The 20,883-nt window shown below is 56.2% G+C and carries 17 protein-coding genes; 15 read left to right on the top strand and 2 right to left on the bottom strand.

All coding sequences use genetic code 11. The annotated features are described in order from the left end of the window. Positions 1-545 precede the first annotated feature (545 nt). From fliP to CGZ80_RS23090, 5 genes are all read left to right on the top strand, one after another. Positions 546-1,505: a flagellar type III secretion system pore protein FliP gene (fliP, locus tag CGZ80_RS23070; protein WP_233148608.1), complete on the top strand. Its 960-nt coding sequence runs from the start codon at positions 546-548 to the stop codon at positions 1,503-1,505. Positions 1,506-1,538: 33 nt separating this feature from the next. After that, on the top strand, positions 1,539-1,802 hold the full coding sequence (locus tag CGZ80_RS23075; protein ID WP_094418035.1) for a flagellar biosynthetic protein FliQ: 264 nt from the start codon (positions 1,539-1,541) through the stop codon (positions 1,800-1,802). 35 nt (positions 1,803-1,837) lie between these two features. Beyond that, a complete protein-coding gene (locus CGZ80_RS23080; RefSeq protein WP_094418036.1) occupies positions 1,838-2,680 on the top strand; it encodes a flagellar biosynthetic protein FliR in 843 nt (280 codons plus the stop codon). Then, positions 2,677-3,420 carry an EscU/YscU/HrcU family type III secretion system export apparatus switch protein gene (locus CGZ80_RS23085; protein ID WP_094418037.1) on the top strand — a complete coding sequence of 248 codons (744 nt, stop codon included), beginning with the start codon at positions 2,677-2,679 and terminating at the stop codon, positions 3,418-3,420. The genes CGZ80_RS23080 and CGZ80_RS23085 overlap by 4 nt, the downstream gene beginning before the upstream one ends. 485 nt (positions 3,421-3,905) lie before the next feature. Next, entirely contained in the window at positions 3,906-5,492 is a 1,587-nt protein-coding gene (locus CGZ80_RS23090) for a 2-isopropylmalate synthase (protein WP_094418038.1), read from the top strand. On the opposite strand, the gene CGZ80_RS23095 is transcribed toward CGZ80_RS23090, so the two are convergent. Then, entirely contained in the window at positions 5,489-7,192 is a 1,704-nt protein-coding gene (locus tag CGZ80_RS23095; protein ID WP_094418039.1) for a glucuronate isomerase, read from the bottom strand. The genes CGZ80_RS23090 and CGZ80_RS23095 overlap by 4 nt on opposite strands. A 255-nt stretch (positions 7,193-7,447) precedes the next feature. On the opposite strand from CGZ80_RS23095, the gene CGZ80_RS23100 reads away from it, so the two are divergent. The 10 genes from CGZ80_RS23100 (at position 7,448) to CGZ80_RS23150 (ending at position 20,138) form a co-directional block, all read left to right on the top strand. Beyond that, a complete protein-coding gene (locus CGZ80_RS23100) occupies positions 7,448-9,148 on the top strand; it encodes a S1C family serine protease (protein ID WP_233148609.1) in 1,701 nt (566 codons plus the stop codon). Between the two features lie 251 nt (positions 9,149-9,399). Beyond that, complete coding sequence (locus tag CGZ80_RS23105) at positions 9,400-10,548, top strand: SUMF1/EgtB/PvdO family nonheme iron enzyme (protein ID WP_233216157.1); 1,149 nt, start codon at positions 9,400-9,402, stop codon at positions 10,546-10,548. A 387-nt stretch (positions 10,549-10,935) separates the two neighbouring features. Beyond that, the gene (locus CGZ80_RS23115; RefSeq protein WP_094418041.1) at positions 10,936-11,952 is read left to right on the top strand and encodes an aspartate-semialdehyde dehydrogenase; all 1,017 of its coding nucleotides are present in this window, start codon (positions 10,936-10,938) and stop codon (positions 11,950-11,952) included. Between the two features lie 8 nt (positions 11,953-11,960). Further along, positions 11,961-12,773, top strand: coding sequence for a tRNA pseudouridine(38-40) synthase TruA (gene truA, locus CGZ80_RS23120; RefSeq protein ID WP_233148611.1), 813 nt, complete (start codon positions 11,961-11,963; stop codon positions 12,771-12,773). A 141-nt stretch (positions 12,774-12,914) separates the two neighbouring features. Then, the gene (locus CGZ80_RS23125) at positions 12,915-14,411 is read left to right on the top strand and encodes a serine/threonine protein kinase (RefSeq protein ID WP_233148612.1); all 1,497 of its coding nucleotides are present in this window, start codon (positions 12,915-12,917) and stop codon (positions 14,409-14,411) included. 204 nt (positions 14,412-14,615) lie between these two features. Then, positions 14,616-15,470, top strand: a complete 855-nt coding sequence (locus tag CGZ80_RS23130) for an FHA domain-containing protein (protein ID WP_094418043.1) — start codon at positions 14,616-14,618, stop codon at positions 15,468-15,470. Positions 15,471-15,503: 33 nt separating this feature from the next. Next, positions 15,504-16,796, top strand: coding sequence for a lipopolysaccharide biosynthesis protein (locus CGZ80_RS23135; protein WP_094418044.1), 1,293 nt, complete (start codon positions 15,504-15,506; stop codon positions 16,794-16,796). Between the two features lie 107 nt (positions 16,797-16,903). Beyond that, entirely contained in the window at positions 16,904-17,467 is a 564-nt protein-coding gene (locus CGZ80_RS23140; RefSeq protein ID WP_094418069.1) for an NYN domain-containing protein, read from the top strand. A 254-nt stretch (positions 17,468-17,721) separates the two neighbouring features. Continuing rightward, positions 17,722-18,834 carry a 3-phosphoserine/phosphohydroxythreonine transaminase gene (serC, locus tag CGZ80_RS23145; RefSeq protein ID WP_094418070.1) on the top strand — a complete coding sequence of 371 codons (1,113 nt, stop codon included), beginning with the start codon at positions 17,722-17,724 and terminating at the stop codon, positions 18,832-18,834. Positions 18,835-18,959: 125 nt separating this feature from the next. Then, positions 18,960-20,138: a phosphoglycerate dehydrogenase gene (locus tag CGZ80_RS23150; RefSeq protein WP_094418045.1), complete on the top strand. Its 1,179-nt coding sequence runs from the start codon at positions 18,960-18,962 to the stop codon at positions 20,136-20,138. A gap of 111 nt (positions 20,139-20,249) precedes the next feature. Here CGZ80_RS23150 and CGZ80_RS23155 read toward each other — a convergent pair whose 3' ends face one another. Beyond that, the gene (locus CGZ80_RS23155; RefSeq protein WP_094418046.1) at positions 20,250-20,801 is read right to left on the bottom strand and encodes a hypothetical protein; all 552 of its coding nucleotides are present in this window, start codon (positions 20,799-20,801) and stop codon (positions 20,250-20,252) included. Positions 20,802-20,883 lie beyond the last annotated feature (82 nt).

The following is a 20,883-nucleotide window of genomic DNA, read 5'->3' on the forward strand; positions in this document are numbered from 1 at the left end:
GCGGATCGTGTACGCGGTTTGATACGGATCATTCACTAGGGGGCGCGTTTGTTCGTGCGTGACGTTTGCGATTGTTCACACGGGTTTGGTGTGATTGATTTCACGCGTTGCATGCGATCGCGTTTTGCGTTCCGTGGGATCCCGATGTTTTCCGCCCCGGAGGGGCCGTCTTCGATAGCTCGGGGCGGGAGCCCCGAGACTCATGAACCAAACGAGATCCATCGCCCCGGAGGGGCCGTCGTTTGGTGTTGTGTTCCCTTCGCCGTCGGCCCCTCCGGGGCGTTTTGGTTTTGTTTGTTGACGTCATCTGATCTCGGGGTTTGCACCCGAGCTACCAACCTGGACTCCACCGGGGCCGAGGCAATCGTGCCGATTGTGCGTTGGCGTTGCCGCACCGGTGCTACCAATGCGGACTCCTCTGTCGTCGAGGCACCAATTTCGACGTGCGAAAACTCCTCTTCCGGCGAAATTGGGATTTTCTCTAAAGTCGGGCTTCGAGGCGGCCGACGGGGACGTCTTGGTCTTGTACGTGCTTGCTGGACGCTATGAATTCACCAACCCTTCGGCTGTTGGCTATCGCGACGCTGATGCTGATTGGCGTGTTGCTGCGTCCTGCGGGGGCACTATGCGCGGCCGAAACGCGGGACTTATCGTTGTCTCAGCCGGTCGTTCGGTCGCTCAAGGCCGTGCCAGTGCAACTTGATGTCCATCACGACGTCGTGTCACAACAACAAGCCTTGCCGGAGCCGTCCGGGGTAGGGCAGGGGAGTGCTGAAGATCATCAGCCCACGTCGCTTCCCGCGAAGGCGTTGGAAACGTTCGCCGGTGGACCCAATTCTTGGGCCAGTCCTGAGAACGCTCGCGGCAGTTTGCAAACGATGCTGCTGCTATCAGTGGTCAGCTTGGCGCCGGCGGTCCTGTTGATGACGACTTGTTATGTGCGAATCATCGTCGTGCTGTCGTTATTGCGGCAAGCGATCGGTGTGCAGTCTTTGCCGCCGACTCAAGTGCTGACCAGCATCTCGCTGTTCATGACCATGCTGGTGATGACACCCGTTTGGACGCGAGTCTATGACGAAGCTATCGAGCCATACAGCGATCCTGAATCGGGGATGGCAATTAGCGAAGCCTACGAACTGGGCACCTTGCCGGTGCGTGAGTTCATGGCCAATCAGATCACAACGGCAAAGAACGTCGAAGACATTTTTTTGTTTTACCGGCACGCGTTTCCTGAAGGCGCCCGGCCGAGCACGTTTGCCGACATTCCGATGCGGGTGATGTTGCCTGCGTTCGTGATCAGCGAATTGAAGGTCGCGTTCCTGATGGGCTTCTCGATCTTTTTGCCTTTCCTGGTAATCGATCTGGTCGTTGCCAGTGTGACGATGTCGATGGGGATGTTCATGTTGCCACCCGCGATGATCTCGATGCCACTGAAGTTGTTGTTGTTTGTTCTTGTCGACGGCTGGCATCAAGTTGCCGGAATGCTTCTCAATAGTTTCGTTTGATGCGTCATCGGTTCGCCTAGGAAGACTTCACCCATGTTAGACGCCAACCAAGCCGTAGACCTTTGCCGACAAGCGTTGTTGCTTGCCGCATTGTTGGCCGCACCGGTGTTATTGGCTGGAGCGGCGACAGGGTTGTTGAGCGGATTGGTGCAAACGTTGTTTCAGGTTCAAGATCAATCGATCTCGTTTGTTCCGAAACTGGTCGTTTCAAGTTTGGTACTGCTGGCGTGTTTGCCTTGGATGTTGTCGCGAATGATGGATTTCGCGGGAACGTTGTTTGCAAGCGGCGGGTTTTAGACGTTTCGAAGGCGGCGTTCGCAAAGACAGTTTCGATGCTTGACCAAGTCTACAACTTCTTTTCGGTTCCTTCGTTCGCGGCGCTACCAGTTGTCGCCGCGATGGTCGCACTTCGATTAGGCGGACTTGTTTTGGCGATGCCCGGATTGTGCGTCGGAATCCCCGTACGAATGCGTCTCGCATTGATCGTCGTGATGACGGTTGTCTTGGCCCCGTCGGTGATGCGTTCGGCTGATGCGTCGGTCTTCGAGAGCGTTACTTCCGCCGAAGAAATTGGCCTACCACAGATCACCAAGTGGTCGGTTGGCGGTGTCCGTGAAGTCATTCTCGGCATGGTGATTGGTGGCATCGCACAGTTCTTGATCAGCGGCATGCAGTTGGCTGGCGAGTTGGTTTCCAGCAGCACTGGGATGCAACTGGCGACGACGGCGGATCCGTCGACCGGCGCGAGTGTTCCGCAGTTTTCTCGATTGATCGGGCTGTTGGTGACATGCCTGTTCTTTGCGATCGGTGGCCATCGGATTTTGGTCAGCGCGCTGCTGGATAGCTTTGGCCAGGTGCCGCCACTGTCGATGGCAACACAATCGGTTGCCGATCAAGCGGGAATGTTGTCGCTGCTGATCGATCCGTTGACGATGGGATGCGAGTCGGGGATTCGGATTGCTGCGCCTTGTTTGGCGTGCATCTTGTTATCGAATGTGATTGTTGCGTTGATCAGCCGCGCGATCCCAGGATTGAATGTCATCGCTGTCGGGATCAACTTGAACGTGTTGGCTGCACTTGTCGTGTTGGGGCTGACCATCGGATCGGTCGGTCTTATTTTTGAGACCGAGTTTGCCGAGACGCTTGGCCAGTTCAAGGCAACGCTTCGGCAATGAGTGAAAAGATCCATCCGCCGACGCCAAAGAAACGTCAGCAGGCGAAAGAGCAGGGCAGGGGACCGAACAGCCGCGAATTGATTTCGGCGTCGACTCTGCTGAGTGCCAGTGGAATCCTTTCGTGGACGGGGCCCCAGATTGCGAGATTTCTGAAGCACACGATCGAATCGGCGTTTCAGCAGCAAGCGTCGCTTTCGATTGAAACGAGCGACGTTGTTGCGCGGTTGAGTTCGCTGATCATCGCGGGCCTGTTGGTTCTGTTGCCTCTCATGATCGGTCTGATGTTTGTCGCGATAGCCAGCGGGTTGGCGCAGACACAGGGACGTGTGGTGTTGTCGCGGTTCGCGCCCTCGCTCGATCGGTTTTCGCCGGCAAAGCGAATGAAGTCAGTGCTTGGCACACAGGCACAGTTGCGTTTCTGCGTGTCGCTGTTGAAGTTGACCGCGATCGTGTCGGTTTCGGCGATGTATGTCCAAGGTTCCATGCCAGCAATCGTGCGACTGGGACAGTTGCCGCTGGCCGGGGCGGGAGCCAGCGTGTTCGAATTGCTAGTGGGTTGCTCGGTATGGCTGGGGGGCACGGTGTTGTTCTTTGCCATCGTCGATTTTGCGATTGCGTGGTGGCAGCACGAGCAAGAATTAATGATGACCGATTTAGAGTTGCGTGAAGAAATCCGCAATTCACAGCGGGCAAATGTTCCGGGGCCGGCGCGAACCGAAGCCGTCCATGGCGTGACTTAGCATCAAGTGCTGGTCGCTTGTGCGGGCTAGATCGCTCAAGTTGGTGCCGAAAACGGCCGAAAAGACAGCTAGCACTCACCATTTTGCCTTCGTTTGATCGAAGCCGCAGCGACTGGCTTTCCGTCGGTGGTGGAACTTTCACTTGACTTTGCCGGTCGACCCGACCTATCCTACGAACATGACGCTATTGAACCTGCTACCTCTACTACTACTCCTACTGCTCGGGCTAATTGCTCGCGGGCCGGAGATGAGGGTTTGCACCGTTCCAGTGAAGCGTTAAGAAACGCAATCAAACGAAACACAGCAAAAGCCCGAGTCCCGGCAATCCGGACTCGGGCTTTTTTGTTTTCTACAGATGGCTCTGAGGCAAAAACGAGGCCCCTGAAATCGCTGTTTACCGCCGCGGTGCGGTGGCGATCTTTTCAACCTCCGACAGACTGATAACATTCCACGCTCAACTTTTTAAATGCACAGGAAATGATGCGATGAGTTCTTCCAGTACCCCTGCGGCCGACGAGTCTGCGGTTGTAGAGTCGAATGTGGGCGCCGAATCGGCAAGCGAAAAACGCCACATTCGGATTTTCGACACCACGCTGCGTGACGGTGAGCAATCGCCAGGCGCGAGCATGAACCTGAACGAGAAACTGGAAGTCGCCCATCAACTGGCTGACCTTGGCGTCGACATCATCGAGGCCGGGTTCCCGATCGCTTCCCCCGGCGACTTTGAATCGGTCAAGCAAATCGCCCAGGCGATCAAGACGTCGACGATCTGTGGTCTGGCGCGGTGCAATGAAAAAGACATCATGCGGGCCGCGGACGCGATCGCACCGGCGGCGCAAGGTCGGATCCACGTGTTCTTGGCGACCAGTGCGATTCACCGCGAATTCAAGCTGCGGATGACGCCGGACGAGATCGTTCGGCGGGCGGTCGAGGGTGTCAAGTTGGCTCGCAGTCGTTGCGAAGACATCGAGTTTTCGCCCGAAGACGCTTGTCGTACCGAGCACGACTTCTTGTGTCGTGTGGTCGAGGCGGCGATCGATGCCGGTGCGACAACTATCAATGTGCCGGACACCGTCGGATACATCACGCCCGAGGAGGTCTATAAGATCTTCCAAATGTTGCGCAACCGGGTTCCTAACATCGATAAGGCGGTATTGAGCACACACTGTCACGACGACTTAGGAATGGCTGTGGCGAACAGCCTGGCGGCGGTTGCCGCTGGTGCCGGCCAGATCGAATGCACGATCAACGGGATCGGCGAGCGTGCCGGTAACGCGGCCTTGGAAGAAGTCGTGATGGCAATGAAAACACGCAGTGATTTTTATCAGTGCACCACGCGGATCGATTCAAAACGCTTGGTTCCGATCAGCCGGTTGGTCAGCAAGGTGACCGGCATCAACGTGCAACGCAACAAGGCGATCGTCGGTCGCAACGCGTTCGCGCACGAGTCAGGCATTCACCAAGACGGGATGCTGAAGGAACGCAGCACGTACGAAATCATGTCGCCCGAAGAAGTCGGCTTTGTCAAAACCGATTTGGTCTTGGGCAAACACAGCGGACGCGCCGCACTGGCCGACCGTGCCAAAACGTTGGGCTTTCATCTTGAAGGCGAAGAACTGCAACGAGTGTTCGAGCAGTTCAAAATCTTGGCGGACAAAAAGAAAGAGATCTATGACGGCGACATCGTCGCGTTGGTCCAACAAGAGATCAGCACCGCGAGCGGGCAAGCATGGTCGTTGGTCAGCTATGAAGTATCCAGTTCGACCGCCAAGCGTCCTTGCGTGAAGCTGACGTTGTCCAACGGCACCGAAGAAAAATCGGTCGAGGTATCGGAAGGTGATGGCCCGATCGACGCCGCGTTCTGGGCCGTCGAGCAGATCACCGGGTTGGAGCTGATTTGCAAAGAGTTCCGCGTTCGCAGTGCGACTTTGGGCCGCGACGCTCAAGGCGAAGTCAACTTGGAAGTCGAGTACAAAGGCAAGCTATACCGCGGGGTTGGGGTCAGCACTGACAGTGTCGAAAGCACGATCCTGGCGATGCTGAACGCGATCAATCGCATCATCGCCAGCTAGGCGTTGTCAGGCTTGTCAGCGTCTTCATCGACGGGAAAGTGTAACTCTCCCGTCATCGGGTCGGGACGCAACATCATCGAATCGCTGTCGGGGGTGAATTCTCCATCCCCGGCAATCGGGTGAATCTGCGATCCGGGGGCATCAGGGCCAGACGGATTTTCATCACCCAGCAGGTCACCGACATTCAGCGGCACCGCGTCAATTTCGTGATCCAATGCGGTGGCGCCGAATTCGCTTCGCAATTCGGTCAATAAAACATCGTTGACGCCGGAGCCTTCGATTTCTTCATCGGAGGGGACCGGGTCCAGGTCCAAGTCGCTGACATTGCCGCTGCTTGGCATTTGCACGAAAGGCGAGTCTTCTGTTTTAGCCTCAGTGATTCTTGACGCGTCGGGAGCGCGAAAGATTTCGTCGACGTTGCCGCGTAGGACTTGCCGGCCGAGTTCGATCGCTTTCTCTTCGCTCCAGCCATTCTCGCCGACGAACTCGTCAGCCAAAACGCGGGCAAGGATGCGACGGTACATGTCGAATTTGGGCAGGACGAATTCCAGCTTATAGGCGTCGCTGTAGTAGCCGATTTGTTTGTTGCGTGGGACGGCTTCCAAGCGAGCAGCGGCATCACGGTGAATGAACGACGGTGTGTTGCTATACCACCAGTGGCCGTTGGTGATCACGTTGGGGAAGATCCAGCTGTAGCTGACCAGTTCTTGGTTAGTCACGCTGGCCAACACCGAGACAGGGAACTTGACTTTCGGAAACGTGTTGAACAGGTGGCGGTACTGAATCAATGACACGCGGCTGTCATAGAGGTCTTGGCCTTGAAAGACGCCGCCGGGGTACACACCGCGGTTGACGCCGATCATCAAGTCGAACGGCAAACCGAATTCGTCACATAGTTCAGCGAGGGTCCAGAAGACTCGCCGCGACAGAGCGGCGATGTCTTCCGCGTTTGCTTGAACGCCATTGCTAAGAACCGAATCGAGTGCCTTTTGTGCGCGGCCGTCGCTCACCATCATTGGTTGGAACGTCGGCGGGATCGAAATCGCACAGGCCCGGGCGCCTTTTGAAACGAAGTGCACGAAGCGTTGTCGGATCGCGGCACGCAGGCTGTTGAGTGATCCGTCCAGCGAAACGCCGCTGCAGCGTTCGAGGCGATCTTGGACTTCGGGTTTGGCGAGGTGGAACACCAAGTCATCCGTGCGTAGGCAAGGGATGTAAGTGTTGGTGTCAAAACCGTCCAGGTCGTCGTCGAAATCGTTGGTCAAAAAGACGGCTTCGACGTTGCTGTGATCAAGAACGGTTTGGGCCCAATTGGCCGATGCCATTTTTTCTTCGGATCGATCGTACAACGCTTCCCAGTTGTCAGGCGTGATCGCGTCGTCGGTAAAGTCAAAGAACTCGCGGCAGATTTGCAGGAGCCAGTGGTAGTTCGCAGTGTTGGTGATATTTCCCAGGCCGTTCACCATGCGGCGAACCAACTCGCGGGGCTCGATGCCGGGCTCTTCGATTTCCAGGCGTGGCATGCCCGCCGAGTGGACCAGCTCGGTGTAGTAGTGGTATCCGAGGATGTCAGCCAGGGTGCGCGAGCCAGCCGAGTGCGGATTGATGTGGGTGTGCGGGTCCACCAACCGGATGGCGGAAATGGCTTGGTAGATGGTTTCGCGTGCCGACGAAAGATCGCGTGTCGGTTGAGCTGCCATGAGAATGCCAATCAGGGAGTGCGAATCACGAAGATAAACTAGATCGTCAGAGGACACTTTCGCCCCCCACGGAACTGTTCAAATTGTCAACAATTCTTCGCGGCAACGCGAGGCGCTGGTACCGGTTTTGTCGGCACGATCGCAAGAAATGCGGCCGATTGCTTAAAAAAAACTTGCCGATCCCAGAACGCACCGCGCTAGAATGGTCGTTTTGTGACGTTCATTCGATTTCTGCCGGAGAAGAGACTGCCGCCGATGGATCAGTCGTCAGAAGGTCAGGTGCCACCCCATCCAGAGCAAGCGGAGAATCGATTCACCGCTTCTGATGCGAGTGATGGCGGGAATGGTTGCACCAGCGATCAGCCCAGCTCTGAAGTGACAGAGCAGGGCACTTCCGAGCAGGGCACTTCTATCCCATCGCAGGACGGAGTGCGTCGCAAGCTGATTTTTCACCGCTTTGATCCCGGTAAAGTCGGACCTCGGATGCACCATTTCGAGTCCTCGTCAATTGAACCGGACGAAATTGAAGCAGCTGGTATCGACAGGTCTTCAGCAGACATGCAATCGTCACCGGTTGAGGAAGGTGAGCCGAGTCAGCAGCAAGACCTTCAGCAGCAGCCAGAGCCGGTGCGGATTGTGCCACCGTCTCGAACGCTCGGACCGCCAATCTATGCGGCCAGGCTGACCCCTGTGGAGCCGAACGCCAGCGTGATCGCGAGTAGCGACACTGACGGTCAAATCAAAGTGCGGCACGCGCCATCGATCAATACTCGTCGCGAAGTGGCGATGGAGATGGATCCGCATCGCCATCGGAGTGCCGCGGTCAACGCGTTTCAACAAGGCTTGGTGATGATGGTCACCGTCTTGTCCGTACTCGCGGCCGCGTGGTTTGTCGTGCCCGGTATTGTCGAGCGTATTCGCTATGCCCAATACCGCGGGCAATTGCGTGCCGAGTTTGAAGTCGCCAGTCAGGGATTGAAAGACGTCTCGTTGGATTCGATTTCGCAGGCCTATCAAATGGTCAGCGCCGCTGTCGGTCCGAGTGTGGTTCACATCGATGTCCGACGGGCGACACATCACAAGATCATCCACGACGACATTCCCGGTGCACCCGCGATCTTGGTTTCTGATCAAGGCAGCGGTGTTGTTGTCGATGCGGACGGATACATCTTGACCAACCGGCACGTCGTTGCCGAAAGCGACGAAATTGTCGTGACGCTTAGCGATGGGCAACGGCTTGATGGAGTTGTGGTTGGAACCGACGAACTGACCGACTTGGCATTGTTGAAGGTCAATTCAAGTGGACTGATCCCGATCCCTTGGGGTGATAGCGAGCGGATTCGTGTTGGGTCGCCAGTGTGGGCGATCGGCAGTCCGTTCGGCCTCGATCGAACAGTGACGTTCGGAATCTTGAGTGGCAAGCATCGGGTCGTTCGTGCCAAGGATCGTTACCAGGATTTTATGCAGAGCGATGTCGCGGTTAATCCCGGCAATAGTGGTGGCCCGTTGGTCGATTCGCATGGGACGATGATCGGTATCAATACCGCGATCGTTGGCGATACCTATCAAGGTGTCAGCTTTGCGATCCCGAGTACTGTTGCCAAGAAAATCTATGCACAGCTTCGTGAACACGGGAAAATCGAACGCGGGTGGCTCGGCGTTTCGCTGGCCGAGGTTCCTGACGATCAACTTCCCAATTCAAATCATCGTGTCCGCGGCGCGCTGATCGCAGGAATCGCTGATTCCCGATCGGGGGCGGCCCAAGCCGGACTTCAGTCGGGGGACATCGTCGTCGAAGTGGATGGTGAAGTGGTTCGTGACGTCGATCATCTGATGCAGGTCATTGGAAATACCATGGCCGGGAGTCGGATGAAACTGTTTGTCAGTCGCGAGGGCGAAGAGCTGATGTTTGACGTGAAGCTCGGTCTACGTCCGGCGACGCTTTCACGCCATTAGGTTCTGCACCTCGATTTCGGTCGGCCATATTGCTTCGGTGTTGTAGCGTTGTGTCGCCCCCCTTGCCGCTGTTGCGGTCTGGGCAACGACACTGTGACTGATGAGACAAATTGGCAATCGAAATAAGTTCTTTTGTCATCTATAATCTTCCACTCGATCGATTCGAGGTTGGTCGTATCCCTCCGCACTCTCGTACCCCACCTAGTATTGTGAAACGGTTGTTCCCGCGCTTGCTTTGCCTGTCGGTTTCTTTGGTTGTCTCATTCGCGGTCGCCAATTGTCATGGCGAAGACGCCGTGCCTGGTATCGCCAAAGAGAAACCCGCTGACGGGCCATTCGTCAAAGTTGATGACGGATACATGGTCCCTTATGCGTTTCGGATTCCCGGAACAGACAAGACCATCGACATGATTCCGGTGCCTGGTGGCGAGTTTCAGCTCGGCAGTCCCGAAGGTGAAGTAGGTCGTCGCGAGGATGAAGGTCCACAAATCACCGTCAAGGTTGATCCGATGTGGGTCGCCAAAACGGAAGTCACTTGGGGACAGTACAAGGAATACATGGACTTGTACGCGATTTTCAAAGACTTCGAAGCTGACGGTGTTCGCGCCGTGAATGACGGGAACAAGGTTGACGCGATCACCGCGCCGACCGAACTCTACGAACCAACGTTTACGTTCGAGTACGGTCAAGATCCCAAGCAACCTGCGGTCACAATGACACAGTATTCAGCGCAGCAATTCACAAAGTGGCTGAGCTTGGTGAGTGGCCAACAATACCGTTTGCCGACCGAAGCGGAATGGGAATACGCCGCACGTGGCGGAACCAAGACAGCGTACTCTTGGGGCGACAGCGCTGGCGACATTGATGATTATGCGTGGTACTTCGACAACGCCGATGACGGTCAGGTTCCTGTCGCGAGCAAGAAACCCAACCCGTTCGGTTTGTACGACATGCACGGCAACGTCGCGGAGTGGACCGTCAATGCATACACCGAAGATGGGTATGCAGGCTTCGCCGATCAAAAAGATTTGAATGCGGTCGATGTCGTTGTCTGGCCTGAGTTTCCTTCGCCTTGTGTTTTGCGTGGTGGCAGTTGGGAATTCGACGCGGAGGACCTGCGTAGTTCGGCCCGCTTGGCGAGCAATGACGAAGAATGGAAGGCTGATGATCCGAACTTTCCACGCAGCCCTTGGTGGTTGACCAGCGATCCGTCGCGTGGGGTGGGATTCCGGGTGTTCCGTTCCTACAAGCCACTTGCCCAAGACAAAATCACGAAGTTCTGGGAAGCGCAGGCCGAAGATACGATTTTGGATGTGAAGTCACGTATCGAAGGTGGCCGTGGTGGCATGGGCTTGGTCGACAAGGATTTGCCCAAGGCAATTGAAGACGCGAAAAAATAGGCGTCTGAAATTCGATATTTTTCATCCCCACCTGTGCGGAGCGAATGGTCTTCCGTGCGGGTGGGTTTTGTTTTTCCGTCGCATCGCTAAATTCGCCAGCGAAGGCCTATTTGCTGACGTTTGTAGGGATTGCGAGGCTTAGGAAAGCCGTTCGGTGAAGTCGTCCGCGGGGCCACTGAACTTCGACGAGGGCGTCAGGAGTGTTCCGGGCGGTGACAACGCAAATCTCGCCTTTCCAAACGCCAGTCCTAACATAAACTTTGGCAAATACCATCCGATCGGTTGAATTGCTTGTTCGCAAAGAGGGGCCAGTGCGAACCGCTCGACTGATGGATCTGTCCACGCTTTAAATCCAATTCCCATCACACCTCACTCTGGACGAACCCCGTGCACGATACCTTGGCTGTCGTAGGTGCCACTGGCGCTGTCGGACGTATTGTTTTGCAGCAGCTTGAAACCCGCGACTTTCCTTACAAACGCCTTAAATTGCTGGCGTCGCAGCGCAGCGTTGGACAAGAGGTTTTCGTCAAAGGCGAGAAGATCAAAATCGAGTTGCTCGCCCCTGGCGCGTTTGAGGATGTCGATTTGGTAATCGCCAGCACGCCGGACGAGGTGTCGGCCGAGTTCGCACCGTATGCTGTTAAGGAAGGTGCGATCGTTGTCGATGAAAGCGGCTATTGGCGAATGGACCCGACGGTTCCATTGATCGTTCCTGAAGTCAACCCCGAAGCGATCGCCGGTCATCAAGGCATCATCGCAAGCCCGAACTGCAGCACCACGCAGATGGTGGTCGCGCTTTCGCCGCTGCACAAAGCGTGCAAGATCAAACGTGTGGTTGTCAGCACGTACCAGGCAACAAGCGGTGCAGGGTTGGCTGGCAACGTCGAGTTAATGACCAGCACGCAAAAGGTCCTCGATGGCGAAACACCGTCGTGTAAGACGTTCCAATACCCGATCGGATTCAATTTGATCCCGCAGATCGGTGGCGAGAAGTACGAAGGCTACACCAGCGAAGAAATGAAGATGGTGTACGAGACTCGCAAGATCATGGGCGATGAATCGATTCAAGTTTGCCCGACCGCGGTCCGTGTGCCAGTAACGATCGGTCACAGTGAATCGATTTTGGTCGAGACCGAAGAGCCGCTTTCGGTTGAAAAAGCGAAAGAGTTGTTCCACGCTGCTCCCGGTATCACGGTCGTTGACGATCTGCCCAACAAGCGTTATCCGATGCCACGCGATTGCGATGGCAAAGACGACGTCTTTGTGGGCCGTATTCGCCGTGACATCAGTGGCGATGGACATGGCATTGCGTTTTGGTGCGTCAGCGACAACTTGCGTAAGGGCGCTGCGACCAATGCGGTTCAGATCGCCGAGTTGTTGCAGCAAACTGTCGCTTCGGTTTGAACGAACCGGTGAGCCGTACGTTTGCACTCGTCATTGCGTATGACGGCACGGACTACTCCGGTTGGCAGGTCCAGCCGGAGCAACCGACGATTCAGGGAACGCTGCAAACGTCCATTCGGCGGAGCACCGGTCAGGAAGTCAGTGTGATCGGAAGTGGTCGCACTGACGCCGGCGTGCATGCCTTCGGTCAGGTCGCCAGTTGTCGTTTTCCGAACTGGACTGCCTCGACAGAGGCTTTGTTGCGCGCAATCAATTCGCGGTTGCCAAGCGCAATCGTGGTCAACGAAGTTCACGAAGCCGATCCGGATTTCCACGCCATCCGAGATGCTTTGGGGAAACGCTATCGTTACCAAATTCAGGTTCGCCATCAGCGAAATCCGTTCGAGCACCGCTACCGTTGGCGATTGCGGCGGGTTGTCGATGTGGAGTTGATGAAGATTGCTGCAAAAAAGGTCATTGGGCACCGTGACTTTTCCAGCTTCGAATCGGCCGGTGCGGAGCGGAAATCCTCCGTCCGGGATGTTAGAGACTGTGTGGTAGTCCCTTCGCCCGATTTCGAGCAGACGGGGCATCTTGCGATCGAGGTGGAAGCCAATGGTTTTCTTTACAACATGGTGCGTAATATTGTCGGCACTCTGGTCGAAGTAGGGATGGGGAAGCAACCGCCCGATTGGATCGACGACGTGCTCGAGCAAAAGAATCGGATCTATGCCGGGCCGACGGCGCCGCCGCAGGGATTGTTTTTAAAGCACGTTCACTACCTGCCAGGGTATCGCAGCACAATCACACCGGATCGACACCTGCCTTTAACAGGTTCTTAACATTATTTGGGGCCTGATACCCGATAATGCGTTGGCACGCTTTTCCGATGACTCGGAGAATGGCAGAGAGTGCCGACCGAAATACAAGAGCCAGGGCGATGGCGGTTCCTTCGGTCGACTCAAACGAGTTCCCAACAACCCATGTCGGTCAAGACAACAGCACCCGAACCGGTTCTCGATGACGCGACGCGCGATTTCGTGCGACGGTCGATGCATGCCGGTTTGGTCGAACTGGCGGACATCAAAAAAGTTGTCGTGTCCCTGATGGCGGAGGACATGCGATTTTCGCCCGAGCGATTGGCGGACGGTTTAGTCGGGGCAAACTTGCTGACGCCTTGGCAAGCACGCAAATTGCTGACCGGCAAAGCGAAAGGCTTTCACCTCGGCAATTACAAGCTGATGCGGCCGCTTGGCAAAGGCGGCATGGGCGTCGTGTTCTTAGCCAAACATTCGGTGATGAACCGTTTGATGGCGTTGAAGATCTTGCCTGCCGAAGCATCCAAAGACGCTCGCCGGATTGAGCGGTTCAAGGAAGAAGCTCGCGCGTCGGCAAAGCTCGAGCATCCCAATATTGTCCAGGCGTTCGATTTCTCCGAAGCCGATGGCAAGCTTTACATTGTCATGGAGTACATCGAGGGCGTCGACTTGCATCGTGCGGTGGTTCGCGATGGAGTGATGTCGCCGGCCGAGTCGCTTGACGCGATGATCCAGTCCACCGATGCACTCGCGCACGCACATCAGCGTGGCATCGTTCACCGAGACATCAAACCGTCCAACTTGTTACTTCGCGCCGATGGCGTGATCAAGGTGAGCGACATGGGGTTGGCGCGAATCGGTTATTCCGCCGGCAGCAGTGACTCGCCCAATCGATTGACCGGGACGGCTGATTTCATCGCCCCCGAGCAAGCGATCGACAGCCAGACGGTCGATGCTCGTGCGGATATCTATTCGCTCGGGTGCACTTGGTATTTTTTACTCTGTGGGCGCCCACCGTTTACGGGCAGCAACGTTGCCCAGCGGCTGGCGAAGCATCAGACAGCTCCGGTTCCGACGGTTTCGGCAGTGAGGCCGGATTGTCCGAAAGCGATTGCCGAACTGATCCAGAAAATGATGGCGAAGCGGCCCGAGGATCGTCCCGCGTCTGCGGCAGAGCTTCTGCCGCAATTAAAACGCCTGCGTGGGACGGTTGCCAAAGGCGGCGATTTATCAGGCCGGCATATCTCGTCCCGAGTCGCGACTGAGGACATTCCCAGTCCCAGCTCAATCGACGACAGCGGGCCTTTGAAGGATTCGAGTACTTCGACGATGTCCGATTCGTTGGACATCGACTTTGGGAGTCTGCCTCCGGTCGATCTCTCGACGTTACCGCAAGCACCAGTTTCGCCGCTCTCGACGTCACAGCAATTCAAAAATCCCTCGGCGCGTCCGGCTGCTGCGGCAGCAGGAAAATCGGCCCCCGCGACGACAAGCGGTGACACGTCGCAGAGCATCTTGTTGGGGGTCGGCCTGGCGCTTTCCACGTTGGCTTTGCTGGTCGTCGTCGGGATTACGTTCTATCAGCTAACGAAAGAAGAGAAGAAAGAGCGACCGCTGCGTTCGATGGAGAGCGGGAAAGAGATCGTTGTGTTGCAAGATTAACGATCCACTTTGATGTTTCGGTGAAGAGCAGGGCGTTGGATGATCCCTTTGGGCCGGTTTTGGTGAGGTGATTGGCCACCGTAGCAAGGGTTTCGTTGGCTGGGTGACGGACTTAGGCACTCGCATCTTGAGCACGGTCCGTCTATGATCCCTGGGTAAATTCCAGGTCCCCCCATCGAATTCGTGACCCGCTTATCTGACCCAATGCCTGTCGAACTAGTCATGACCGAAGGCAGTCGTGCCGGCACGGTAGCCCCGATTCACCTGGGGTACTATCTCGTTGGCAGGAACAAAGAGTGTCAGATTCGGCCGAAAAGCAAATCGGTCAGTCGGCGGCATTCGCTGCTGTTGCACAACGAAGACGGGTTTGGGGTTCTCGATCTGAAGAGTACCGGTGGGACGTTCGTTAACGGCGAGAAGATCGAGCCACACCAATGGCGTGTGCTCTCCGATGGTGACGAATTGCGATTCGGCAAAGTCGGATTCGCGGTCTCGATCAAGGAGCCCGCTTTTGCTTCGGCGTCCGATTCTGATAGCGGGGTGGAATCGCACGGTCCTGTCGAGGCGCCGAAGTCTTGGCAAAACTTTGACGTCGCAGAATTCTTGGCGGCCGAGGACCAAGTTGAGCAAGAGATTCGCTACGACATGATCCGTGGTGCTGCGAAGCCAGCGCAGGGTGAATCGAAAGACGCGAGTGTGGATGACGGCGGTTATGCCGAAATCGACTTGGCGGAACTCGAGGCCGATGCGATGCCGCATGACACCTTCATCGGGAATCTTCCAGACGATCCGACGGGCGAGGAGATTGAAAAGGTAGACGTCGAAGTCGACGCCAAACCAAAGAACAAACCGCCACGCCGAGTGGACCCCAAGGAATACAAACGAAAACCCAAGCGATCGTTCCAGATGCCCAGTTTTGGGCTCAATTTCCAAAGTCAATTCGATTGGAAAACGCTGGCGATGTTGTGCGTCACGGTCGCAATTCTGGGGTTCTTTGCGTACCAGATCTCATCGTTTTTCTCGGGGCCTCCCGTTGAAGTCCGCGAAACTTTGGACTGACGATTGTCCGGCGAAGACTATACTCGCCACATCATGTCGGAAGATAACGGGATAAACGAAGTATCGAATGCCAGCAGGACGACTGGCCGCAGCAAGCTTGCACGCCAGTTTGTCGGAACGGTGGGTGTGGCGTTTCTGATTGTCGTCTTGCAGATGGGGCAGGGGATCCTACTTGCACGCACACTGGGGCCGGTCGGGCGTGGGGAGTATGCGACGGCGCTGTTCTTTGTGCAGTTGCTGCTTTACATCGGCATGTTCGGTGGCTTGGAAGTGATCTGTCGGCACGCAGCGGAAGGTCGAATCGAGTCCTTGTCGCTTCGCCGGGCTGCATTGAAATTAGGTTTGACGACCGGGGCGGTAACCACCTTGGTGGCGGTGCTGTTGAACGCGCTCGCGTTGCCCGCTGACAAACGCTACTTGATGCCGTTGGCAATGGTCTGCTCACTCTCGTTGGTTGGCCAGCAAGTGCTGCTGATCATGACGGGAGTTGATCGTGGCCAGGGGCGTTTCGGTGCCTACAACCTGCGGCGTGTCATCGGTGCGGCCGCGTTTCCGCTATTGCTGTTGATCGCAGAACTCGCTTTTGGCGTTACTCTGGATGTCGCGTGTTTTGTGATGGTATTGTCGTCGGTCGTCTCGATGGCGGTTTGTATGAACGGTTTGTCTTCGCCACTTTGCGGTGCGAGCGAACCGTCGGTACCAGCACTTTTGAAAGAGAGCCGTCCGTATGCGTATTCGATGTTTGCGACCGATTTATTTGAGCGTCTGGATTTGCTTTTGATCCTGTGGATCGCGGGGCTGCGTGACCAGGGATTTTATGCATCGATGGTGCCAGTGGCTTATCCGCTGACCGTGATTCCGAACACGATGGGCTTGTTCTTGTTCAATGCGGGCGCAAGCAGCAGCCATCGCATGCGGATCAAGGATGTGCACCGAATTCTGGGAGTTTCGATCGCGGTGCAAGCGTTGTGTACGCTGGTTTTTATGCTGCTGATCGCAACGATGGTGCGGTGGTTGTACGGCGAAGATTTTGTTCCGGCCGTGCGATTCGCGTATTGGTTGGCGCCCGTGGCTGCGATCAAAGGCATCTTGCAAGGGCTCGATAGCTATGTGAAAGGGCGTGGTCAGCCGTTGGCGGCAATTCGTTGCCGAGTGACTGCGATGGTGTTGATGGTTGCCGTCGCGTTGATGCTCGAGCCATCGATGGGTGCTGTTGCGGTGGCCATCGCGGCTTTGTCTGGGCAGGTGTTTAGTTTGATCTGGCTGTCGGCGATCGTTTATGCGGATGTCGCACGTCAGCAGCCTGTCGGTGACGAGGTTCGTTAGTTGACGGATTTGATCGAGTGTTACAATCCGGCCTTTCGTCTGCCTTGCCGAGAAACGCCGGCGGTTTGCAGGCACCATTCCGTTTCCAAGTTTTCCGCAGCCAAGCCGTGTCTTTGTTACTTTTGATCGACGGCTACAACATCACGCAACCGATTCCGACCCGCAGTCCGAACCCGCGTTGGCTGGAGAAAATACGTGGTGTGCTCCTTCGTGATTTGGCAAAGTTCCTAGACGAAGAAACTCGGCAGCGGACGTGTGTGGTGTTTGATGCTGCCAACCCGCCGAAGGACCGACCGGACAGCTACGACCATCAAGGGATTCAGGTTCGCTTTGCGGTAGGCTATCCGACGGCCGACGACCTATTGGAAGAACTGATCCGCGAACACCACACGCCGAAAAAACTGATGGTGGTTTCATCGGACCATCGGGTGCAAATTGCGGCGTCACGTCGAAATGCGGTGTTCCGTGATAGTGAGCCTTGGATGGACGCTTTGACCGATGGCAAGGTTTTGCTTGCAGACGGCATCGTGTCGCCGGCCGGTGGGCGCGTGGAGGGGCAGGAAGCCGGGGGAACGCAGTCATCGGAGCAGGGCAGGGCGGGCAAGCCGCGGATTGGCGATCCTGACGAAGTCGCCGATTGGATGCGTGAGTTTGGGTACGACCCAGAGTGAACGCCTTTGGAGACGTAACCCGATGTGAGGGTTCAGGTTGCGTCGCTGGGGGAGGGTTCGGTTCTAGCGATGGTAACGCTATCAATCCGCTGCGCCCCCTACTGGAGGCATCGGAGGGGCGTCTCGCCCCGGTAAGTCACTGAGGAAGTTCGCTCCGGGGGCTGGTGCGATGGAAAGTCGCTCCTTTCGCAGTCGCTCGACACGACATAGAATCCCGGCTCATTCACATCTTCCCCAACTACCTGATGCGATCGATGAGTGCACCTGCGACCGATCAACGCGCTTACAATTTTTCCGCCGGCCCCGCTGTTTTGCCAGTGTCGGTTCTCGAAGAGGTCCGAGACGAGATGTTGTGTCTCCCGGGGGCACGAACCTCTCTGCTGGAAATGAGCCACCGGGACAAGGCTTTCGTCGACATCTTGCATGACGCGGAGAACTCGATTCGATCGTTGCTGAAGATCAGCGACGACTATTCGGTGATGTTTCTGCAGGGTGGTGCGGCGTTGCAGTTTTCGATGATTCCCGCGAATTTGCTGCGTGGAACCGACAAGTCGGCTGCCTATCTCCAGACCGGAACCTGGGGAAAGAAAGCGATCGGCGAAGCGAAGAAAGAGGGCAAAGTCAACGTCGTCTATGACGCATCGAGTTCGAACTTCAATCACGTCCCGACCGCAAGTGACTACGAAGTTGCCTCGGACGCAGCGTACTTGTACTACTGCAGCAACGAAACCATTCAAGGCGTGCAGTTCCATGACGAGCCCAAGTGCCCTGAAAGCGTGCCGTTGATCTGCGACGCGTCCAGCGATTTCATGCACCGCCCGCTGGACATCAGCAAGTACGGCATGGTCTACGCCTGTGCCCAAAAGAATGCGGGTCCCGCCGGTGTGACGGTCGTGATCATGCGAAAGGACCTGTTGGAGATCGGCAGCGAATCCTTGCCGGGCTACATGCAGTACAAACTCCACGCCGAAAACGATTCGGAATGGAACACCCCACCGACGTTTGCCATCTGGGTCTTGGGTAAGGTCGCTCGTTGGTTGAGCGATGACATCGGCGGATTGGATGCGATGGAAAAAATCAACCGTGAAAAGGCATCGCTTTTGTACGACGCCATCGACGGCTCGAACGGCTTTTACACCGGTCATGCGAAGCCCGATTGTCGTTCGTTGATGAACGCGACGTTCGTTTTGCCAAACGACGAGTTGCAAGCTAGCTTCCTGAGCGAAGCCGCTGGCAACGGGTTGGTCGCGCTGAAGGGACACCGCAGCGTCGGCGGAATTCGTGCGAGTATTTACAACGCGATGCCTCTTGAAGGCGCCAAAGCACTCGCCGATTTCATGACCTCGTTTGCCGCCAAAAACGGTTAACGAACCCTGCTGGCCTGACAGGTGACTTTCAGGCATCCGATAGGAAGATCAAAGCGGTCCCCGCCGCTTTGATCGTAATGTAGTGTTACAGACCTTCCGACTTGCCACCGACACACCAGTACGCGATGTACAAAATCCTCACGCTCAACAACATCTCCGTCAAAGGACTCGAACGACTCCCGCGTGAGAAATACGAGATCAGCAGCGATACCAAGTCGCCTGATGCGATCATGTTGCGATCGTTCAAGATGCACGACATGGAAATTCCCGAAACCGTGACCGCAATCGGTCGTGCAGGTGCCGGGGTAAACAATATCCCCGTCGATCAAATGACCAAGCGAGGCGTGCCGGTTTTCAACGCACCGGGTGCGAATGCGAACGCGGTCAAGGAACTCGTTTTGGCGGGATTGCTGATGGCGTCCCGTAATATCTATCCGGCGATGAAGTTCGCCGAAACGCTCGAAGGAACCGACGCAGAAGTTTCAACTGCGGTTGAATCCGGAAAGAAAAACTACGTCGGCTGGGAATTGCACTCCAAAACGCTTGGCGTGATTGGCTTGGGCGCGATCGGTATTCGAGTCGCCAACGCGGCCAGTGCACTCGGCATGAAGGTTGTTGGGTACGACCCATTGATCTCGGTCGAAAACGCTTGGAAGCTGTCTCGCAACATTCAGCAAGCGATGAACCTCGACCACCTGTTTTCGCAGTGTGATGCCGTTTCGGTTCACGTCCCGTTGCTTGATGCCACCAAGGGTTTGGTCAGCAAGGAACGGATCAACATGATGAACGACGGCGGTGTCGTCGTGAACCTCGCTCGTGGCGGCATCTGTGATGACGCTGCGGTCTTGGCAGCACTGGAAAGCGGCAAGCTGTCTTCCTACGTGATCGACTTCCCAACGGCGGCACTGCTGAATCACCCCAAAGTGATTTCGTTTCCGCACCTGGGGGCTTCGACCGAAGAAGCGGAAGAAAACTGTGCGATCATGGTTGCCGACCAAGTCCGCGATTTCTTGGAAGACGGCACGATCCGCAACTCTGTCAACTTTCCCGAAGCCATTCTGCCTCGCGGCGGCAACGGCACGCGGGTAACGATCGCCAACGCCAATGTTCCAAACATGGTTGGGCAGATCTCGGCGATTTTGGCCAAGGCGAATTTGAACATCGCAGACTTGTTGAACAAGTCGCGTGGCGAGATGGCTTACACCATCATCGACCTCGATGGTGCAATCGAAGAGTCGGCGCTGGAAGACCTGCGCAAGATCGAAGGCGTGCTTTCGGTTCGCCATTTGCCGCCAAAGAAGTAGTCGATTTAAACCGACGTCGCTCGCCGGCGTGCGTCTTTTTCACCCCCGGGGCCTCTTTAGGTTTGCCTCGGGGAGGGCGGGGCAGGGGAGCGATCTCGTTTGCCCGCGCGTCTAGCTAAAGCTGGACATTTCACTGGTCTTGGGGGCGCTGTTCTTTGGCGACATTTGCTGCTTGATGAAGTAGATCACGGCGCCAATCATCAAAGACACGGTCAGTAATTGGATGGCGACCAAGACGGTCATCAAGAAAGCTTGCACCGCACTGAGCGAGCCTTCGAAGTTGTCGTTTACGTTTGCGGCCAGCAGGCTCAAGGCGATCATCCCAAAGATCATGTGCAGGATCGGGACGAGTTGTGAGAGCGTGACAATGCTTCCACCGATCATGATGCGGGTGGCGATGCCGGTTTGCCGGTAGCAGCACCAGATGCCTGCGGCATACACCATCAAGACTGCGGCCGCCACGCCGAGCCATGCGGGGCCTTGCACCAAGCCCATTGCAAAGAAAATCGGCATGATCAGGTTCAGTGGCAGGATCACTGTCCAGGTCACGATGCAGTTGCGCCGCGAGCGATCGTCCACCAGCGTTGGGGACGCGAATGCATCGGGGGCATCGTCAGCTTCGTCAACGGTTGCCGATGGCTGATACGGGTTGCTAAGTGTCATTGAGGAACAACTGTGGGCGGCGTCGTGGCGTGAAACATTTACTGTGAAACAGGGATGTCGGCCGTGTCAGTATGAATCTTGA

Origin of the sequence: Rhodopirellula sp. MGV, assembly GCF_002251265.1 — a bacterium.
In the GTDB taxonomy this organism is placed as follows: domain Bacteria; phylum Planctomycetota; class Planctomycetia; order Pirellulales; family Pirellulaceae; genus Stieleria; species Stieleria baltica_A.

Bases quoted from the DNA above. Each gene is read 5' to 3' on its own strand.
- CGZ80_RS23085 (WP_094418037.1), top strand. From the start codon at position 2,677: ATGAGTGAAAAGATCCATCCGCCGACGCCAAAGAAACGTCAGCAGGCG.
- CGZ80_RS23090 (WP_094418038.1), top strand. From the start codon at position 3,906: ATGAGTTCTTCCAGTACCCCTGCGGCCGACGAGTCTGCGGTTGTAGAG.
- fliP (WP_233148608.1), top strand. From the start codon at position 546: ATGAATTCACCAACCCTTCGGCTGTTGGCTATCGCGACGCTGATGCTG.
- CGZ80_RS23095 (WP_094418039.1), bottom strand. From the start codon at position 7,192: ATGGCAGCTCAACCGACACGCGATCTTTCGTCGGCACGCGAAACCATC.
- CGZ80_RS23080 (WP_094418036.1), top strand. From the start codon at position 1,838: ATGCTTGACCAAGTCTACAACTTCTTTTCGGTTCCTTCGTTCGCGGCG.
- CGZ80_RS23135 (WP_094418044.1), top strand. From the start codon at position 15,504: ATGTCGGAAGATAACGGGATAAACGAAGTATCGAATGCCAGCAGGACG.
- CGZ80_RS23125 (WP_233148612.1), top strand. From the start codon at position 12,915: ATGTCGGTCAAGACAACAGCACCCGAACCGGTTCTCGATGACGCGACG.
- CGZ80_RS23100 (WP_233148609.1), top strand. From the start codon at position 7,448: ATGGATCAGTCGTCAGAAGGTCAGGTGCCACCCCATCCAGAGCAAGCG.
- CGZ80_RS23155 (WP_094418046.1), bottom strand. From the start codon at position 20,801: ATGACACTTAGCAACCCGTATCAGCCATCGGCAACCGTTGACGAAGCT.
- CGZ80_RS23130 (WP_094418043.1), top strand. From the start codon at position 14,616: ATGCCTGTCGAACTAGTCATGACCGAAGGCAGTCGTGCCGGCACGGTA.
- CGZ80_RS23075 (WP_094418035.1), top strand. From the start codon at position 1,539: ATGTTAGACGCCAACCAAGCCGTAGACCTTTGCCGACAAGCGTTGTTG.
- CGZ80_RS23150 (WP_094418045.1), top strand. From the start codon at position 18,960: ATGTACAAAATCCTCACGCTCAACAACATCTCCGTCAAAGGACTCGAA.
- serC (WP_094418070.1), top strand. From the start codon at position 17,722: ATGAGTGCACCTGCGACCGATCAACGCGCTTACAATTTTTCCGCCGGC.